This window comes from Mycobacterium sp. 852002-51057_SCH5723018 (assembly GCF_001667035.1).
Classification (GTDB): Bacteria; Actinomycetota; Actinomycetes; order Mycobacteriales; family Mycobacteriaceae; genus Mycobacterium.
Genome location: NZ_LZIR01000004.1, coordinates 192,939 through 209,193, shown reverse-complemented (window position 1 = coordinate 209,193; position 16,255 = coordinate 192,939). Strand labels below are relative to the sequence as shown.

The following is a 16,255-nucleotide window of genomic DNA, read 5'->3' as shown; positions in this document are numbered from 1 at the left end:
ACACACGGTATTTCAAGGATGGATAACACGCCATGACCGAACAGCACGCCCACGAGGCGCCGCACGCCCACGAACATCAGCACGCCGACGTGACCCACACACACGAGCACACCACGCACGAGCACGACCACGTCACGCACGAGCACCTGCACATCCACGAGGACGGAACCGAGCACACACACCCGCACGTGCACCAGTCCGAGCTGCAAGACCAGCACAGCCACGCCCACAGGTAAGCCCGCCGGGCTGAGTCGGGTGTTCTAGGAAACGTTGGGGCAGTAGTGCTTCGGGTTGTCGCGCTCATCCAACGGGGGCAGGTTGCGCACCGGCGTGTGCACCAGCGGTGTGTCGGCCGGGATTCGCCGGGTGGCGCGGTCCCAGCCCGCGCGGGCCCGTGGATGTTTGCGGTATCGCGTTGGCACGAAGGCGAAGACGAGACGGACGGCACCGCCGAAACGCCGGTGCAGCCATTCGTCGCGGCGCGACCACCGGTAGCCCATCAGCTCACGCACCGGCGGATCGTAGAGACCGACGGTCACCCACACGAAGAACGGTGCAAGCAGCTTGCGCTGCGCGGCCCACAACCAGTCCGGAAGCCATTGGGCGAACGGCGGTTTGGCCAGCTCGGTCAGATCGAGCACCGCACGTGCGGCGAAGTTGTCTTCTAACACGTTGCGGCACATGTTATCCCAGTAGACTTGGAAGTCTTCCCAGGACGCCGGCACCGGTCGCATACTCATTCCGTACATGCGGTACCACTCGACGTGCTCGTCGAACAGCTGCCGCTTCTGCGCTTCGGTCAACCCACCGCAAAACCGTTCGGCCACATGGATGGTGCCTACGAAGAAGGTGGCATGTGCCCAATAGAAGACGTCCGGGTTCAGCGCGTGGTATCGGCGACCCTGTTCGTCAATCCCCTTGATGGCCGTGTGGTAGTCGCGCACCTCGGCGCCGGTTATCGGGGCGCGGTCACCGTCGAAAACCACGCCGCCGATCGGGTACAGCGAGCGCAGCAGGCGTGGCCAGCGCTCCCGGAAGAACGTCGAATGGTCGATGACGGCCGCACCCAGTTGCGGATGCATGTTCTGCATCGATCCCGCCCACGGGCCTTGCAGCATGCCGCGCCAATCCCCGAAGTATCGCCATGTCAGCGAATCGGGGCCGAGCGGTGCGGGCGGCGCTTCGTAGCCCAGCGGCGACACCGGACAGCCGCCGGCCACGCCCTCGCCGGCCACGGCCGTCGCATCGCTACTGGCTCCGCCGCTGGTCCGGGAGCGGGCATCAGACGTATGTTGGGTCACTATTAGATCCTGTTAAGTATCGGCAATTCTGACTACATGCGTTGTCACTTTCCAGCTTAGGAGCGATGTGCAAACCGGTCAACGACGGGGACGTTGGACCGGCGTCCCCCTGGAGAGCCGCCTCGCCCTCCGCCGCGACAACCTCATCACCGCCGGTGTGCAGCTGCTGGGCAGCGACGCCGGCCCAGCGCTGACCGTCCGCGCGGTGTGCCGCAAGGCCGCCCTCACCGAACGCTACTTCTACGAAAGCTTCTCCGACCGTGACGAATTCGTGCGCGCCGTCTATGACGATGTCTGCACACGTGCGATGGATACCCTCACTTCGGCGAAAACCCCGCGGGAAGCCGTCGAACAATTCGTCGAGCTGATGGTCGACGACCCCGTGCGCGGGCGGGTGCTGCTGCTTGCCCCGGCGGTAGAGCCGGTACTGACCCAATCGGGCGCGGAGTGGATGCCCAACTTCATTGATTTGCTGCAGCACAAGTTGTCCCGGATCGGCGAACCGGTGCTGCAGAAGATGATCGCGACCAGCCTGGTCGGCGCGCTGACCAGCCTGTTCACCGCCTACCTCAACGGCCAGCTCGGCGCCACGCGCAGGCAATTCATCGACTATTGCGTCAACATGCTGTTCACGACGGCCGCCCCATATGTCCGGCCGGCCGAGCAGGCGAAACACGACTGACGGTTTTCAGCCGCGCCGCATCGGTTAGCCGCATGGGTGGGGTTTTCCCGCGGCTGGTTTGTTCGTTTCGAACTGTGACATGCCGTGCCGGAGCGAAACTTGATGCTACCGACCGACACAGATATATTGACTGCTACCCGCAGACACAGATAACTGGAGGCCCTATGTCAGCCGAGCTGACCGACCTACAGCTGTTGCACGAACTGGAGCCGGTCGTCGAGAAGTACCTGAACCGGCACATCAGCATGCACAAGAATTGGAACCCGCACGACTACATCCCGTGGTCGGACGGCAAGAACTTCTATGCGCTCGGCGGGCAGGACTGGGACCCCGAGCAGAGCAAGCTGTCCGACGTCGCGCAGGTCGCGATGGTGCAGAACCTCGTCACCGAGGACAACCTGCCGTCGTACCACCGCGAGATCGCCATGAATTTCGGCATGGACGGCGCCTGGGGTCAGTGGGTCAACCGCTGGACCGCCGAGGAGAACCGGCACGGCATGGCGCTGCGCGATTACCTGGTGGTGACGCGTGCCGTCGACCCGGTCGAGTTGGAGTTGCTTCGTCTCGAGGTGGTCAACCGGGGTTTCAGCCCCGGCCAGAACCACCAGGGTGAGTATTTCGCCGAGCGCCTCACCGACTCGGTCATCTATGTCACGTTCCAGGAGCTGGCGACCCGGGTCTCGCACCGCAACACCGGCAAGGCCTGCAATGAACCGGTCGCCGATCAGCTGATGGCCAAAATCTCGGCCGACGAGAATCTGCACATGATCTTCTACCGTGACGTCAGCGAGGCCGCCTTCGACCTCGCCCCCGACCAGGCGATGAAGTCACTGCACCTGGTGCTGCGCCACTTCAAGATGCCTGGCTTCCTGGTCCCCGAGTTCCGTCGCAAGGCCGTGGTCATTGCCGTCGGCGGTGTGTACGACATCCGGATCCACCTGGAAGAGGTGGTCAAGCCGGTGCTGAAGAAGTGGCGCATCCTCGAGCGCACCGACTTCACGGGGGAGGCCGCCTGGATGCAGGAGGACCTCGGCAACCTCATGGTGGAGCTCGAAGCAGAGTGCGACAAGTTCGACGCGTCCAAGCAGCGCTACCTCGAGCGGGAGGCCCGCACGGGCAAGAAGGTCACCGCTAAAGAGCTGCATAGGACCGCAGGCAAGCTGGTCATGAGCCGTCGGTAGGCGGGCCTTTGCGTATCGGTCCGATTGAGCTCGTCAGTCCGGTGGTGCTGGCCCCGATGGCCGGTGTGACCAACGTCGCATTCCGGACGCTGTGTCGTGAGCTGGAGCAGTCGATGGTCGGCACGGTCAGCGGCCTGTACGTCTGCGAGATGGTCACCGCGCGTGCGCTCGTCGAGCGACACCCGGTCACTATGCACATGACGACGTTCGCCCCGGACGAATCGCCGCGCTCGCTGCAGCTCTACACCGTCGACCCGGAGACGACGTATGCGGCCGCCCGCATGATCGCGGACGAGGGCTTGGCCGACCACATCGACATGAACTTCGGCTGCCCGGTGCCGAAGGTCACCAGGCGGGGCGGCGGCGCGGCGCTGCCGTTCAAGCGGCGGCTGTTCGGCCAGATTGTCGCCGCAGCGGTGCGCGCCACCGAAGGAACCGACATTCCGGTGACGGTGAAGTTCCGCATCGGCATCGACGATGAGCACCACACGCACCTGGACGCCGGCCGCATCGCCGAGGCCGAGGGGGCCGCGGCGGTCGCCCTGCATGCCCGCACGGCGGCGCAACGCTACTCCGGCACCGCCGATTGGAAACAGATCGCGGAGCTCAAGCAGCATGTGCGGACCATTCCGGTGCTCGGCAACGGCGACATCTACGACGCCAGCGACGCGCTGGCGATGATGGCCAGCACCGGCTGCGACGGCGTCGTCATCGGCCGTGGCTGCCTGGGCCGGCCGTGGCTCTTCGCCGAGCTGTCGGCCGCCTTCACCGGCGCCCCGGCACCGACGCCGCCCGCGCTCGGCGAGGTCGCCGAGATCGTCCGACGGCACGGCCGGTTGCTGGCCGCGCATTTCGGCGAGGAGAAGGGCATGCGCGACATCCGCAAGCACATCGCCTGGTACCTGCACGGCTTTCCCGCCGGATCCGAGTTGCGGCGGTCGCTGGCGCTGGTCAAGACGCTCGACGAACTCGACGCGCTGCTCGACCGGTTGGACGTCGCCGTCCCCTTCCCGGACGCGGCGACCGGCCCGCGGGGCCGGCAGGGCTCACCGGCCCGCGTGGCCCTGCCCGACGGCTGGTTGACCGACCCCGACGATTGCACGGTGCCGGCCGGGGCCGACGTCATGCACTCGGGTGGCTGAACGTTAACTCGCTCGAAATCGCGTCTGCGGCGATAACTCAGTACGATGTGGGCCTTGCTGCATTGCGCTTTCGTGGGGGGTAGGTTCGATGCCGCTGCGGTGGCGCGACGACACCGTACGACCCGCGGCTAGCCGCAGACTGCAGCGCTGATTAGCCGCAGCACTGCACTGACCTGTACGCACGGACATCCACACGTCCACGTCAGAAGCTTCGGAGGCCGATAGGACATGGGTGACGGCGACATTGACGCCACTCTTGACCACCGGCGCACCCCGCAGACGACGCTGGGCGCGGCCCCGTGGGAGCGGTTCTCACAACCCCCGGCCGATCACAACGCGCACCGATGGCAGGCCGAGCAGCCCCTGCTCGAGCCCACCGAACCCGCCGCACCGGCCGAGCCCCCCGCAGACGCCGCGGACGAGGGGGGATGCCACACCGACGGCGGACTGACCGTCGCGGACTTGATCGCCAAGGTCGGCGCCCCCGCCCCCGACCGGCCCAGTCACCGTCGCGCCGCCCCGGACCCCGAACCGGACGACGTGGATGCACTGGTGCCCGTCGACCTGCAGGAAACGCAAGTCATCGACACCCCGGCCTACTCGTTCGATATCGTCCCGGAGCTTCCCGACCTCGACGCCGCCAACTACCCCACCGGCGACGAACCCGAGCCGGAGGCCGCCGCCCCTCGGCAGAGGACCGAGCCCCGCGAGCCCAAACCCAAACATCGCCGGCGCCCGATCTTGCTGGCCGCGCGCTCGATGGCCGCGCTGTTCGCGGTGGTGGCCTTGGCCCTGACCGGTGGGGCGTGGCATTGGAGCACGTCGAAGAACAACCGCCTCAACATGATCAGCGCGCTCGACCCGCAATCGGGCGACATTCGCGACCCCAATGCGCAGTACGGCGACGAGGACTTCCTGATCGTCGGCGTCGACTCGCGCGCCGGTGACAACGCCAACATGGGCGCCGGCGACACCGATGACGCCGATGGCGCGCGGTCGGACACCGTGATGCTGGTCAACATCCCGGCGAACCGCAAACGCGTTGTCGCCGTGTCCTTCCCGCGCGACCTGGCGATCACGCCGATGCAATGCGAGGCCTGGAATCCGAGCACCGGTAAGTACGGACCCATCTACGACCAGAAAAAGGGGACGTTGGGCCCCAAGATGGTCTACACCGAGACCAAGCTCAACTCGGCGTTCGCCTTCGGCGGGCCCAAGTGCCTGGTCAAGGTGATCCAGAAGCTATCGGGTTTGAGCATCAACCGGTTCATCGCCGTCGACTTCGCCGGGTTCGCGAAAATGGTCGATGCCCTCGGCGGCGTCGAGGTATGCAGCAGCACCGCGCTGCACGACTACGAGCTGGGCACGGTCCTGGAAAAGGCGGGCCGACAGGTCATCGACGGCCCCACCGCGCTGAACTACGTCCGGGCCCGCCAGGTCACCACCGAAACCAACGGTGACTACGGCCGCATCAAGCGCCAGCAGTTGTTCCTGTCGTCGCTGTTGCGTTCCTTGATCTCCGAGGACACGTTGTTCGACCTGAACAAGCTCAACAACGTCGTCAACATGGTGATCGGCGACACCTACGTCGACAACGTCAAGACCAAAGACCTCGTGCAACTCGGACAGTCGTTGCAGGGCCTGGCCGCCGGGCACATGACGTTTGTCACCGTGCCGACCGGCGTGACGGACCAGAACGGTGACGAGCCGCCCCGCATGGCCGACATGCGGGCGCTCTTCGATGCCATCATCAACGACGATCCGCTGCCCGAGGAAAACGACCAGAACGCAAAGAATCTGGGCACGACGGCGGCAACGGGCCCGACCACGGGGCCGACGAAGGCGCCCACCACCAAAAAGACGCCGACGCCCGCCCCGGTCCCGGAGGCCCAGCACCAGCAGGTCACGACGGCTTCGCCGCAGGACGTCACGGTCCGGGTGTCCAACGCCACCACGCAGAGCGGGCTGGCGGCGACGGCGACGAGCCAACTCAAGCGGGGCGGCTTCAACGTGATGACGCCGGATGACTATCCCAGTTCGGTGAGCACGACGACGGTGTTGTTCTCCCCCGGCAACGAGCAGGCCGCGGCCACCGTGGCGTCGTCGTTCGCGAACGCTAAGATCCAGCGGGTCTCGGGCTATGGGCAGGTCGTTCAGGTGGTGCTCGGCCCGGACTTCCACTCCGTCACCGATCCCGCGCCCAGCGGCTCGTCGATCAGCATGTCGATCGAGCGGGGGTCGGGCAACGCGCCAACCAACCTGCCCGACGACCTGACGGTGACCAACGCGGCCGACACCACCTGCGAGTAAAGATTTTTGGTGGCACGGTGGCATCCCTTTTCGGTGCCGAGAACGTAGGCTTGGCGGCATGCGGACCGCCTATCATGAGCAGCTCTCGGAGCTATCGGAGCGGCTCGGGGAGATGTGCGGGCTGGCGGGGATCGCCATGGAGCGGGCAACCCAAGCCCTGCTGCAGGCCGATCTGGTGCTGGCCGAACAGGTGATCTCCGATCACGAGAAGATCGCGAGGCTGAGCGCCCACGCCGAGGAAAGCGCCTTCGTGCTGCTGGCGCTGCAGGCGCCGGTCGCCGGTGACCTCAGGTCGATCGTGAGCGCCATCCAGATGGTGGCCGACATCGACCGGATGGGCGCGCTGGCCCTGCACGTCGCCAAAATCGCCCGCCGGCGCCATCCTCAACATGCGCTCCCCGAAGAGGTCAATGGCTATTTCGCCGAGATGGGCCGGGTCGCAGTGGAATTGGGCAACAGCGCGCAAGAGGTGGTGTTGTCCCGCGACCCGGACAAAGCTGCGCGCATCCGCGCAGAAGACGACGCCATGGACGACCTACATCGGCACCTGTTCTCGGTGTTGATGGACCGGGAATGGAGGTACGGTGTGGCGGCGGCCGTCGACGTCACGTTGCTGGGCCGCTTCTACGAGCGCTTCGCCGACCACGCCGTGGAGGTGGCCAGGCGCGTCATCTTCCAGGCAACCGGGCGCCTGCCCGACGAAGACGCGAAAACCCTCCCCCGCTAGCGCAGGCTAGTTCGCCGACTCCTCCTCACCCCGCTACACGGGCCGCATCGTCGTCCGGCTAAGCACGACTGCCCGACTCCTCCTCACCCCGCTACACGGGCCGCATCGTCGTCGGGCTAAGCACGACTGCCCGACTCCTCCTCACCCCGCTACACGGGCCGCATCGTCGTCGGGCTAAGCACGTCGGGCTAGCCGAAGCGGCCGGAAATGTAATCCTCGGTCGCCTTCTCGGTCGGGTTGGAGAAGATCTTCTCGGTGTCGTCGATCTCGACCAACCGGCCCGGCTTCCCGACGGCCTCTAGATTGAAGAACGCCGTGAGATCGCTGACGCGGGCGGCCTGCTGCATGTTGTGGGTAACGATGACGATGGTGTAGTCCTGCTTGAGCTCACTGATCAGTTCTTCGATGGCCATCGTCGAGATCGGGTCCAGCGCGGAACACGGCTCGTCCATCAGCAACACATCGGGTTGCACGGCGATGGCCCGGGCGATGCACAAGCGCTGCTGCTGACCGCCGGACAATCCGCCGCCGGGCTTGTCCAACCGATCCTTGACCTCATCCCACAGGTTCGCGCCGCGCAGGGAGTATTCGGCCGTCTCGTCGAGCAGCTTGCGGTTGCGCATCCCCTGCAGCTTTAGGCCGGCGACCACGTTGTCGCGAATCGACATGGCAGGGAAGGGGTTTGGCCGTTGAAACACCATCCCGATGGCCCGGCGCACGCCCACGGGGTCGACACCGGGACCGTAGATGTCCTGGTCGTCGAGAAGGACGCTGCCCTCGACGCGGGCTCCGGGGACTACCTCATGCATCCGGTTCAGCGTCCGCAGGACCGTCGTCTTACCGCAGCCCGACGGGCCGATGAACGCCGTCACGCTGCGCGGCAGAACCGACAGCGTCACATCCGCGACCGCTTTGAACGACCCGTAGTAGATGTTGACGGCCTTGAGGTCCAACCGTTTGGCCACTATTGCTCCTGCCTACGACTTCTTGGGGGCATAGATTCTCGCGATCACCCTTGCCCCGATGTTGATGACGGCGATCACCAGAATGAGGGTTAGCGCCGCGCCCCACAACCGATCCGTCGGCACGGGGTTGACGCCCGCGCCGGCGGACGTCTCGTGGTACATCATGCCGGGCAGCGATCCAATGAATCCGCGGAAGATGTCGAAGTTCATCGACTGTGAATAACCGACGAGGATCAGCAGCGGGGCCGTCTCCCCCATCACCCTGGCCACCGCGAGCATGATGCCGGTGATGATGCCGGACAGCCCGGTGGGAAGCACGATGCTGGCAATCGTTTTCCACTTCGGGATTCCCAGCGCGTAACTGGCCTCTCGCAGATCTACCGGAACGATCCGCAGCATCTCCTCGGTGGCCCGCACGATCACCGGCAACATCAGCAGCACCAGCGCCAGCGACACCGCGAACTCCGAACGGGGAAACCCCAGCGTCGCGACCCATAGCGCGTAGATGAACAGCGCCGCGACGATCGATGGCACCCCGGACAGGATGTCCACCATGAAGCTGGCCGCCCGGCCCAACGGGGTGCCGCCGCCGTATTCGACCAGATAAATCGCCACCATGATGCCGATCGGAATCGAGATCACGGCGCACACCAGCCCCTGCAGCAACGTGCCGACGATCGCGTGGTACGCGCCGCCGCCGACCACAAACGCGGTCATGCCCGCCTGCGAATGCGACCACCACGTGGTGGAAGCAATCGCCTTGTAGCCCTTGGCGATTACCGCGCACAGCACCCACAGCAGCGGCGCCACGGCGATCGCCATGGACAGCGTCACCAACACCGTCGCCACGTTGTTCACGACCCGTCGACGCCGGCCCATTCCCGAGAATGTCCGCGCCTTGAGCGGACGGTCCAGCATCGAGGTCACCGGCGGACCCTCCTGCCGCGGGCTCCGGCGGCGGCGCCGCGTGCCAGGGCGTCGACCAGGAAGGTGAGCACGAAAAGGACCAGCCCGGCGGCGATGTAGGCCCCGGCCATGTACGGGTCGTTGAATTCCGATGCGGTGGCGGCGATCTTGGTCGCGAAGGTGGATCCGCCGTCGAACAGCGACCACCCGAACGCGGCCTGGGTGCCCCGCAGGATGATCAGCAGCGCGACCGTTTCGCCCAGCGCGCGGCCCAGGCCCAGCACCGCACCGCTGACGTAGCCGGACCGTCCGAACGGCAGCACGGTCGTCTTGACCACCTCCCAACGGGTGGCGCCGAGCGCGAGCGCCGCCTCGATCTCGTCATGCGGCGTCTGGGCGAACACCTCGCGAGTGACCGCCGCGATGATCGGCAGGATCATCACCGCCAGGACGAGCCCGCCGGTGAAGATGGTGCCGCCCCCGGCCGCCGACGCGTTGCCGGTCGCGAACAGGAAAGACCAGCCCAGGGCGTGATTGAGCCAGGTGGCGATGGGCCGCAGCTGCGGCGCCAGCACGTACAGGCCCCACACGCCGTAGACGATCGAGGGGACCGCGGCCAGCAGATCGACCGCGTAGGCCAGCGGTCCGGCGAGCCGGCGCGGTGCGTACTGCGTGATGAAGATCGCGACGCCTAGCGCGACCGGCATCGCCAGCATCAAGGCGAACAGCGACACGAACGCCGTCACCTGCAGCAGATCAAAGATCCCGAAGTGCATGGCGGCTGTGTCGGAGGTGACCCAGTTACCGCCGTAGCCGAAGAAGTTCTCCCGATTGCGCTGCAGGGCCGGTACCGCACGCAAAAGCAGGAATCCGCCGATCGCGCCGATCAGAACGACGATCAGGACGCCCGAACCCTGCGCCAGCCGGCGAAATATCCGGTCCCCCAACCGCGGCTGGGCATGGCCCCAGGGGCTGATCGGCACCACCGGTGACTCGGGATAGGGCGCAGCAACGACCGCACCCGAACCCGCAGCGGATGGGTTTGGCGTTGTCACTGTGATCGCTTCACAGTTCGGCCGTCGCTCCTCGTGCCCACTGGTTACGGCAAGGCGTTGATCGCGGTAACCAATCGCTCCTTGACTTTATCGGGCAGCGGGACATAACCGGCGGACATAAGGCCGGCCTGCCCGTCGGTGGCGGCGACGGCGAGGAACGACTTGACCGCCGCCGACGTGTCCGCGTCGTAGCCCTTGGAACACACGATCTCGTAGCCGGCCAGCACCAACGGGTACATGCCCGGCCGCTGGGAGGTGTACATCGGGTTCAGGTCCAGCACCAGGTCATTACCGTCGGCCACGAAGCTGGTCGCCTGGATGGCGCTGCCCGCCGTGTCGTTGGTCAGCGGAACCGCGCCGTTTCCGGTGTTGAGCTGGGCGTAGGGCAGGCCGGCCTGGTCGGCGAAACCTTTCTCCACGTAGCCGATGGCGCCCGGCGTGGTCCGCACGGCGTTGATCACGCCGGCCGATTTGGCGGCGCCCTCACCGACGCCACCCTGAAACTCCGTGCCGACCCCCCGCGTCCAGCTCTGCGGCGCGGCGGCCGTCAGATATTTCTGCACGTTGTCGGTCGTTCCCGACGAATCCGACCGATAGATCGGCACCACCTTGGTGTCGGGTAGCGCCACTCCAGGGTTGAGCGCCGCGAGTATCGGGTCGTTCCACACCGTTACCCTGCCGCTGAACAGCTTGGCCAGGGCGTCGCTGCTGACGACGAGCTGCTGGACGCCCGGCAGGTTGTAGACCAACGCGATCGGGCCGAACACCAGCGGCAGGTCCCACGCCGGGTTCCCGTCGCAGCGTTTGGCGGCCGGGCTGATCTGATCGGCGACCAGCGGCGAGTCCGTCCCCGCGAAGTCGACGTGGCCGGCGATGAACTGCTCGCGGCCGGCGCCCGACCCGGTCGGGTTGTACGCCACAGCCTTGCCCGGGCAGTGCTGCCCCCAGACCTGATTGAACAACGCGATCGCGTTCTGCTGAGCCGTCGAGCCTTCCGCCGTCAGGCCGTTCTTGCCGCCACAGCCCGCAGTTCCGGCGAGCCCCCCGATGCCCGGCGCCGCCGCGCCGCGGGGGTTGTCGTCGCTGCCGCAGGCGGTCACCGCCGCGGCGCAGATCGACATCGCGAGCGCCACCGCTGTCAGCGCCCTGGCCGTTCCGTCGAGCCTCACCGATCTCGCTTTCTGACACAGTTCGAACGCACGCGGGCGCCAGCCGGCGATCTCCCCAGGGAAGGTTGCCAAGACACCGCGAAAATATGCGCCCCCGCAACCCACAGAAATGTGTGGACATGAATGCAGGGTGAACAGCCGGCCTCAGTCCGATTTAGCCAATGCGTAGGCGGTGTCGACGCTGTGGGTGGCGAAGCCCAACCGCTGGTAGGTCCGCACGGCGGCCACATTGTCGGACTCGACGTAGAGCATCACGGTGGGGTCCTCTGTACCGGCCAGTCGGCGTGCCAGCGCCTTGACCCCGACGGCCGTCAACGCCTGCCCGAGGCCACGGCCCTGCGCCGATGGGTCGACCCCGACGACATAGACCTCCCCCAGGCCCGGTTGATCGAGGTGCACCTTGGTCCAGTGGAAGCCCAGCAGCCTGCCCGCCTCAGGGCTATCGGGGGCGCCGAACGCCAGGAACAAGCCTTCCGGGTCGAACCACGGTTCGTTGCGCCGCTCGGCCAGGTCGGCTTCGGTCCACCCACCCTGTTCGGGGTGATATGCGAACGCGGCGTTGTTGACCCGCAGCAGCTCGCCGTCATCGCCCGCGCCCGCATAGGTACGGATCTGCACCCCGGGCACCGACGGAACCGACTCGGGGGTGTCCCGCAGCGGACGCCGCATCTGGACTAATTCACGCACCGCCACCAGGCCCAGCGCCGAGGCGGTCGCCCGGGCCGGATCCAGCGTGCCGTGCGCCCAGAACCGGTTGCGCCCGTCGGTCTTGGTCAAGGCCGCGCGTGCCAGCGCGGCGCCGACGCCACGGCGCCGGGCCTCCGGATGCACGACCAACTCCGCCATCGGGGCCTCACCGTCGCGGGGCGAACCGAGGTTGAGGTAGCCGACGATCGAGTCGCCGGTCCGAGCCACCAGATGGCCGGTGCGGTCGTGACCCAGGTCGCGTAACACCTGCTCGCCGACGGGCGCCACCCCATCGAATTCCGTTGCGGCCCAGACCAATTCGCGCACTTCCCGCTGTTCGTCGGCGGTCAGCGTCACGCGCCAGTCCGGCGCGGTCACTGACTTCGAAGCGGGTCGACCAGCGGGTCCGGCAGGCCCTCAGGGTCGGGTTCGACGTCGTCGGCTTCAGTGGGCTCGGCGATCGGTGCGCGCCCGCGCGCAGGCCGCACGGCCTTGTAACCGACGTTGCGCACCGTGCCGATCAACGCCTCGTATTCCGGCCCGAGCTTGGCCCGCAGCCGGCGGACGTGCACGTCGACGGTGCGGGTGCCGCCGAAGAAGTCGTAGCCCCACACCTCGTGCAGCAGCTGCGCCCGGGTGAAGACCCGGCCCGCGTGCTGGGCCAGGTATTTCAGCAGCTCGAACTCTTTGTAGGTGAGGTCAAGCGGGCGGCCCCGCAGCCTGGCGGTGTAGGTGCCCTCGTCGATCACCAGTTCGCCGAGGCTCACCTTGCCGGCGCTTTCCTGGTCAGCCAGCCCGCCCCGGCGACCGACCACCAGCCGCAGCCTGGCGTCGATCTCGGCGGGCCCGGTATTGGGCAACAGGATCTCGTCGAGACCCCAATCGGCGCTGACCGCCACCAGGCCGCCTTCGTTCACCACGGCGAGAACCGGCACCGACCGGCCGGCGGTGCTCAGCAACCGGCAAAGACCGCGCGCGGACGACAGGTCGGTGCGCGCGTCGACGAGCACGGCGTCCGCCGTCCCGGCCTCAAGCAACGAGGATGGTTCTGGCGGAGCCGTCCGGACGGTGTGGGGAAGCAGCGACAACGACGGCAGGACCGGGTCGGGGTGCAGCTCCGAGGTCAGCAGTAATAGCTCCAACAAGCCCCTCCAGCTCGTGGGAAAGGCATCTCCCAATTCGTAAACGCCACGACGCGTTAGTTGCCAGGTCATCTAACGATAACTTGCTACCTGGTTTTTTGGCGGTCAGTGCCCAGCAGTGTGAGCCCGGCCACCTGGCGGTCCGCTGGGAAACAGGCCGGGCGGGACCCGGAAGAAAGTAAGCCACAATAAGCGGATGCGCAAGGTTCTGATCGGTCTGACGGCCGCGGCGATCACCGTCGGCGTGATCGTCGTCGGTGCCGTCGGCGTGGACTACGGGACCAGCATCTACGCCGAATACCGGCTGTCGTCCAGCGTACGCAAGGCGGCAAACCTGGGTTCCGACCCGTTCGTCGCCATCCTGGCCTTCCCCTTCATCCCGCAGGCGATGCGCCACCATTACAGCCAGCTGGAGATCAAGGCCAACGAGGTCGAGCACGCGATGGTCGGCAAAGCCACCCTCGAGGCCACCATGTACTCGGTTGACCTGACCGGCGCGTCGTGGCTGATCAGACCCGAAGCGAAGTTGCCAGTGGGCAAGCTGGAGAGCCGCATCATCATCGACTCGATTCACCTGGGCCGGTACCTGGCCATCACCGACCTGATGGTCGAGGCACCCGCCAAGGAAACGAATACCGCCACCGGTGGCGTCACCGCGTCGGGCATCTCCGACAGCCATGGGCTGGTGTTCAGCGGCACACCACCGAAATCGGCCGGCTTCGACCACCGCGTCAGCGTGTCGGTCGACCTCTCCATCGCCCCCGACGACCAGGCGACGCTGGTGCTGACCCCCACCGGCGTCCTCACCGGCCCCGACACCGCCAACCAAGCCGTTCCCGACGACAAGCGCGACGCGGTGCTGCGCGCGTTCACCGCCAGGCTGCCCGATCAGAGACTCCCGTTCGGAGTGGCGCCCACCTCCGAGGGGGCGCGCGGCTCCGACGTGATCATCGAAGGCATCACCAGAGGAGTAACAGTCGCGCTCGAAGGGTTTAAGCAGTCGTGACCACCACCGTCATCGTCGCGATCGTTGCGGCGCTCGCTGTGGCAACCGTCGCTGGATGGCTGTTGACGCGCCGCTCCGGAAGACTTCGGACAGTCGGCCCGACAGCAGCCACCGACGCCGCGGACCTCGGCCTGTCTGCCAGCGGGCCGACCATCGTGCATTTCAGCGCCCCGTGGTGCGGACCTTGCGATCGGGTTCGTCGGGTGGTCGGCCAGGTCTGCGACGACCTGGGCGACGTGGCCCATGTCGAGATCGACCTCGACGCCAATCCGTCGGCGGCCCGTCGGTTTTCGGTGCTGTCGCTGCCGACCACGTTGATCTTCGACGGCGACGGCCGGCAGCGATACCGCTCTTCGGGGGTGCCCAAGGCGGCCGACCTGCGGTCGGCGCTAGAACCGCTGTTGGCTTGAGCGCGGCGTCATTGGGTAAGCTGGCCGACGTGTCAACCCGCCTGGAGCCCACGCTCACCAAGCGTCGCGCAGTCGATCTGTGCCGCATCGCGGGTTGTTGTTGTTGCTGTAGCTGCTGAGCAGCCGCGCCCGTGCGCGCACTCGGAGCAGCTTCGGAGCCTTGCCCAGGCCCCAAAGGCGTGCGTCCACCCTTTTCCGCGCCACCAGATTTTTAGGAGTAGCACCGTGCCGAGCAGCGACACCGCCACACAGCGGGACCAGGTCGACGTTCGCGGACCGAGATTCGCCGCCTGGGTCACGACCGCGGTCCTGGTGCTCACGCTTGTCGCTTCGGCCGCCAGCCCACTGGCGGCCGCGCTCATTCTCGGCGTGCAGGCCGTGATCTTTGCGATCGGCGCCGCCGGCGGGCCGCGCCGCCACCCCTACGGGCGCCTGTTTGCCAGCCTGGTGGCGCCCCGGCTGGGGCCGGTCACCGAGCGTGAGCCGGTCGCGCCGCTCAAGTTCGCCCAACTGGTCGGCTTGATCTTCGCGGTCGTCGGCGTCATTGGATTCGCCGCCGGCGCTGCCGTCGTCGGCGTCATCGCCACCGCGCTCGCGCTGGTGGCCGCGTTCCTGAACGCGGCCTTCGGCATCTGCCTGGGCTGCCAGCTCTACCCTCTGATCGCGCGCTTCCGGTCCACTCCCGCTTAAGCCGTTACGCCACAAAAGCAATCGAAAGGAATCTCCACCATGGCACGCTCCGACGTCCTGGTCTCCACGGACTGGGCTGAGAGCAATCTCCGGAATCCCCAGGCCGCGAACGTCGTCTTCGTCGAGGTCGACGAGGACACCAGCGCTTACGACACCGGCCACATCGCCGGCGCGATCAGGCTGGACTGGCGCACCGATCTGCAGGACCCGGTCAAGCGCGACTTCGTCGACGCGCAGCAATTCTCCAAGCTGCTGTCCGACCGCGGCATCTCCAACGACGACACCGTGATCCTCTACGGCGGCAACAACAATTGGTTCGCCGCCTACGCGTACTGGTACTTCAAGCTGTACGGCCACGAGAAGGTCAAGCTGCTCGACGGCGGACGCAAGAAGTGGGAGCTCGAAGGGCGCCCGCTGTCCACCGAAACCGTCAGCCGGCCGCCCACCTCCTACACCGCGGCCCCGCCGGACAACACCATCCGGGCCTTCCGCGACGAGGTCATCGCAGCCATCAACGTCAAGAACCTGGTCGACGTGCGCTCGCCCGACGAGTTCTCGGGCAAGATCCTCGCGCCGGCGCACCTGCCGCAGGAGCAGAGCCAGCGGCCGGGTCACATCCCCGGTGCGATCAACGTCCCGTGGAGCAAGGCCGCCAACGAGGACGGCACCTTCAAGTCCGACGAGGAGCTGGCCAAGCTGTACGCCGACGCCGGTCTGGACGGGACGAAAGAAACCATCGCGTACTGCCGGATCGGGGAGCGCTCGTCGCACACCTGGTTCGTTCTGCGGGAATTACTCGGGCAGAAAAACGTCAGAAACTACGACGGCAGTTGGACGGAATACGGCTCCCTGGTGGGTGCCCCGATCGAGTTGGGAAGCTGA

General features: G+C 66.7%; 18 protein-coding genes. 11 read left to right on the top strand and 7 right to left on the bottom strand.

Translation table 11 applies throughout. The annotated features are described in order from the left end of the window. The first annotated feature begins 32 nt into the window (after positions 1 to 32). On the top strand, positions 33 to 236 hold the full coding sequence (locus tag A5764_RS01620) for a zinc transporter Slc39a7 (protein ID WP_067107466.1): 204 nt from the start codon (positions 33 to 35) through the stop codon (positions 234 to 236). Between the two features lie 24 nt (positions 237 to 260). On the opposite strand, the gene A5764_RS01615 is transcribed toward A5764_RS01620, so the two are convergent. Further along, a complete protein-coding gene (locus A5764_RS01615) occupies positions 261 to 1,301 on the bottom strand; it encodes an oxygenase MpaB family protein (protein ID WP_067107464.1) in 1,041 nt (346 codons plus the stop codon). A 67-nt stretch (positions 1,302 to 1,368) separates the two neighbouring features. On the opposite strand from A5764_RS01615, the gene A5764_RS01610 reads away from it, so the two are divergent. The 5 genes from A5764_RS01610 (at position 1,369) to phoU (ending at position 7,343) form a co-directional block, all read left to right on the top strand. Beyond that, entirely contained in the window at positions 1,369 to 1,983 is a 615-nt protein-coding gene (locus A5764_RS01610; protein ID WP_156664445.1) for a TetR/AcrR family transcriptional regulator, read from the top strand. A 164-nt stretch (positions 1,984 to 2,147) separates the two neighbouring features. Beyond that, entirely contained in the window at positions 2,148 to 3,164 is a 1,017-nt protein-coding gene (locus A5764_RS01605; RefSeq protein WP_067107461.1) for an acyl-ACP desaturase, read from the top strand. A gap of 8 nt (positions 3,165 to 3,172) precedes the next feature. Next, positions 3,173 to 4,306, top strand: coding sequence for a tRNA dihydrouridine synthase DusB (gene dusB, locus A5764_RS01600; RefSeq protein ID WP_067107458.1), 1,134 nt, complete (start codon positions 3,173 to 3,175; stop codon positions 4,304 to 4,306). Between the two features lie 228 nt (positions 4,307 to 4,534). Continuing rightward, entirely contained in the window at positions 4,535 to 6,616 is a 2,082-nt protein-coding gene (locus tag A5764_RS01595; protein WP_067107455.1) for an LCP family protein, read from the top strand. Positions 6,617 to 6,674: 58 nt separating this feature from the next. Next, positions 6,675 to 7,343 carry a phosphate signaling complex protein PhoU gene (phoU, locus tag A5764_RS01590; protein WP_067107453.1) on the top strand — a complete coding sequence of 223 codons (669 nt, stop codon included), beginning with the start codon at positions 6,675 to 6,677 and terminating at the stop codon, positions 7,341 to 7,343. Between the two features lie 188 nt (positions 7,344 to 7,531). Here phoU and pstB read toward each other — a convergent pair whose 3' ends face one another. From pstB to A5764_RS01560, 6 genes are all read right to left on the bottom strand, one after another. Further along, on the bottom strand, positions 7,532 to 8,308 hold the full coding sequence (gene pstB, locus A5764_RS01585) for a phosphate ABC transporter ATP-binding protein PstB (RefSeq protein WP_067107451.1): 777 nt from the start codon (positions 8,306 to 8,308) through the stop codon (positions 7,532 to 7,534). Between the two features lie 12 nt (positions 8,309 to 8,320). Continuing rightward, a complete protein-coding gene (pstA, locus tag A5764_RS01580; protein ID WP_067107449.1) occupies positions 8,321 to 9,235 on the bottom strand; it encodes a phosphate ABC transporter permease PstA in 915 nt (304 codons plus the stop codon). After that, positions 9,232 to 10,269, bottom strand: a complete 1,038-nt coding sequence (gene pstC, locus A5764_RS01575) for a phosphate ABC transporter permease subunit PstC (RefSeq protein WP_067107447.1) — start codon at positions 10,267 to 10,269, stop codon at positions 9,232 to 9,234. Before pstC ends, pstA begins: the two co-directional genes overlap by 4 nt. Before the next feature lie 44 nt (positions 10,270 to 10,313). After that, positions 10,314 to 11,390: a phosphate ABC transporter substrate-binding protein PstS gene (gene pstS, locus A5764_RS01570; RefSeq protein WP_082951403.1), complete on the bottom strand. Its 1,077-nt coding sequence runs from the start codon at positions 11,388 to 11,390 to the stop codon at positions 10,314 to 10,316. Positions 11,391 to 11,582: 192 nt separating this feature from the next. After that, a complete protein-coding gene (mshD, locus tag A5764_RS01565) occupies positions 11,583 to 12,503 on the bottom strand; it encodes a mycothiol synthase (protein WP_067107443.1) in 921 nt (306 codons plus the stop codon). Further along, on the bottom strand, positions 12,500 to 13,270 hold the full coding sequence (locus tag A5764_RS01560; protein ID WP_156664444.1) for a response regulator transcription factor: 771 nt from the start codon (positions 13,268 to 13,270) through the stop codon (positions 12,500 to 12,502). The genes mshD and A5764_RS01560 overlap by 4 nt, the downstream gene beginning before the upstream one ends. Positions 13,271 to 13,463: 193 nt before the next feature. Here A5764_RS01560 and lmeA point away from each other — a divergent pair, with 193 nt between their 5' ends. From lmeA to A5764_RS01540, 5 genes are all read left to right on the top strand, one after another. Beyond that, positions 13,464 to 14,273 (top strand): mannan chain length control protein LmeA, encoded by an 810-nt coding sequence (lmeA, locus tag A5764_RS01555; protein WP_067107428.1) that lies wholly within the window; start codon positions 13,464 to 13,466, stop codon positions 14,271 to 14,273. Then, complete coding sequence (locus A5764_RS01550) at positions 14,270 to 14,683, top strand: thioredoxin family protein (RefSeq protein ID WP_067107426.1); 414 nt, start codon at positions 14,270 to 14,272, stop codon at positions 14,681 to 14,683. Before lmeA ends, A5764_RS01550 begins: the two co-directional genes overlap by 4 nt. A gap of 29 nt (positions 14,684 to 14,712) precedes the next feature. Then, a complete protein-coding gene (locus A5764_RS29940; protein WP_369807262.1) occupies positions 14,713 to 14,802 on the top strand; it encodes an Ms5788A family Cys-rich leader peptide in 90 nt (29 codons plus the stop codon). A gap of 106 nt (positions 14,803 to 14,908) precedes the next feature. After that, the gene (locus tag A5764_RS01545) at positions 14,909 to 15,373 is read left to right on the top strand and encodes a DUF4395 domain-containing protein (protein ID WP_067107424.1); all 465 of its coding nucleotides are present in this window, start codon (positions 14,909 to 14,911) and stop codon (positions 15,371 to 15,373) included. A gap of 39 nt (positions 15,374 to 15,412) precedes the next feature. Then, positions 15,413 to 16,255, top strand: a complete 843-nt coding sequence (locus tag A5764_RS01540) for a sulfurtransferase (RefSeq protein WP_067107422.1) — start codon at positions 15,413 to 15,415, stop codon at positions 16,253 to 16,255.

Coding starts and splice junctions, on each gene's coding strand:
- A5764_RS01620 (WP_067107466.1), top strand. CDS start 33: ATGACCGAACAGCACGCCCACGAGGCGCCGCACGCCCACGAACATCAG.
- A5764_RS01605 (WP_067107461.1), top strand. CDS start 2,148: ATGTCAGCCGAGCTGACCGACCTACAGCTGTTGCACGAACTGGAGCCG.
- A5764_RS01595 (WP_067107455.1), top strand. CDS start 4,535: ATGGGTGACGGCGACATTGACGCCACTCTTGACCACCGGCGCACCCCG.
- phoU (WP_067107453.1), top strand. CDS start 6,675: ATGCGGACCGCCTATCATGAGCAGCTCTCGGAGCTATCGGAGCGGCTC.
- pstS (WP_082951403.1), bottom strand. CDS start 11,390: ATGTCGATCTGCGCCGCGGCGGTGACCGCCTGCGGCAGCGACGACAAC.
- lmeA (WP_067107428.1), top strand. CDS start 13,464: ATGCGCAAGGTTCTGATCGGTCTGACGGCCGCGGCGATCACCGTCGGC.
- A5764_RS01540 (WP_067107422.1), top strand. CDS start 15,413: ATGGCACGCTCCGACGTCCTGGTCTCCACGGACTGGGCTGAGAGCAAT.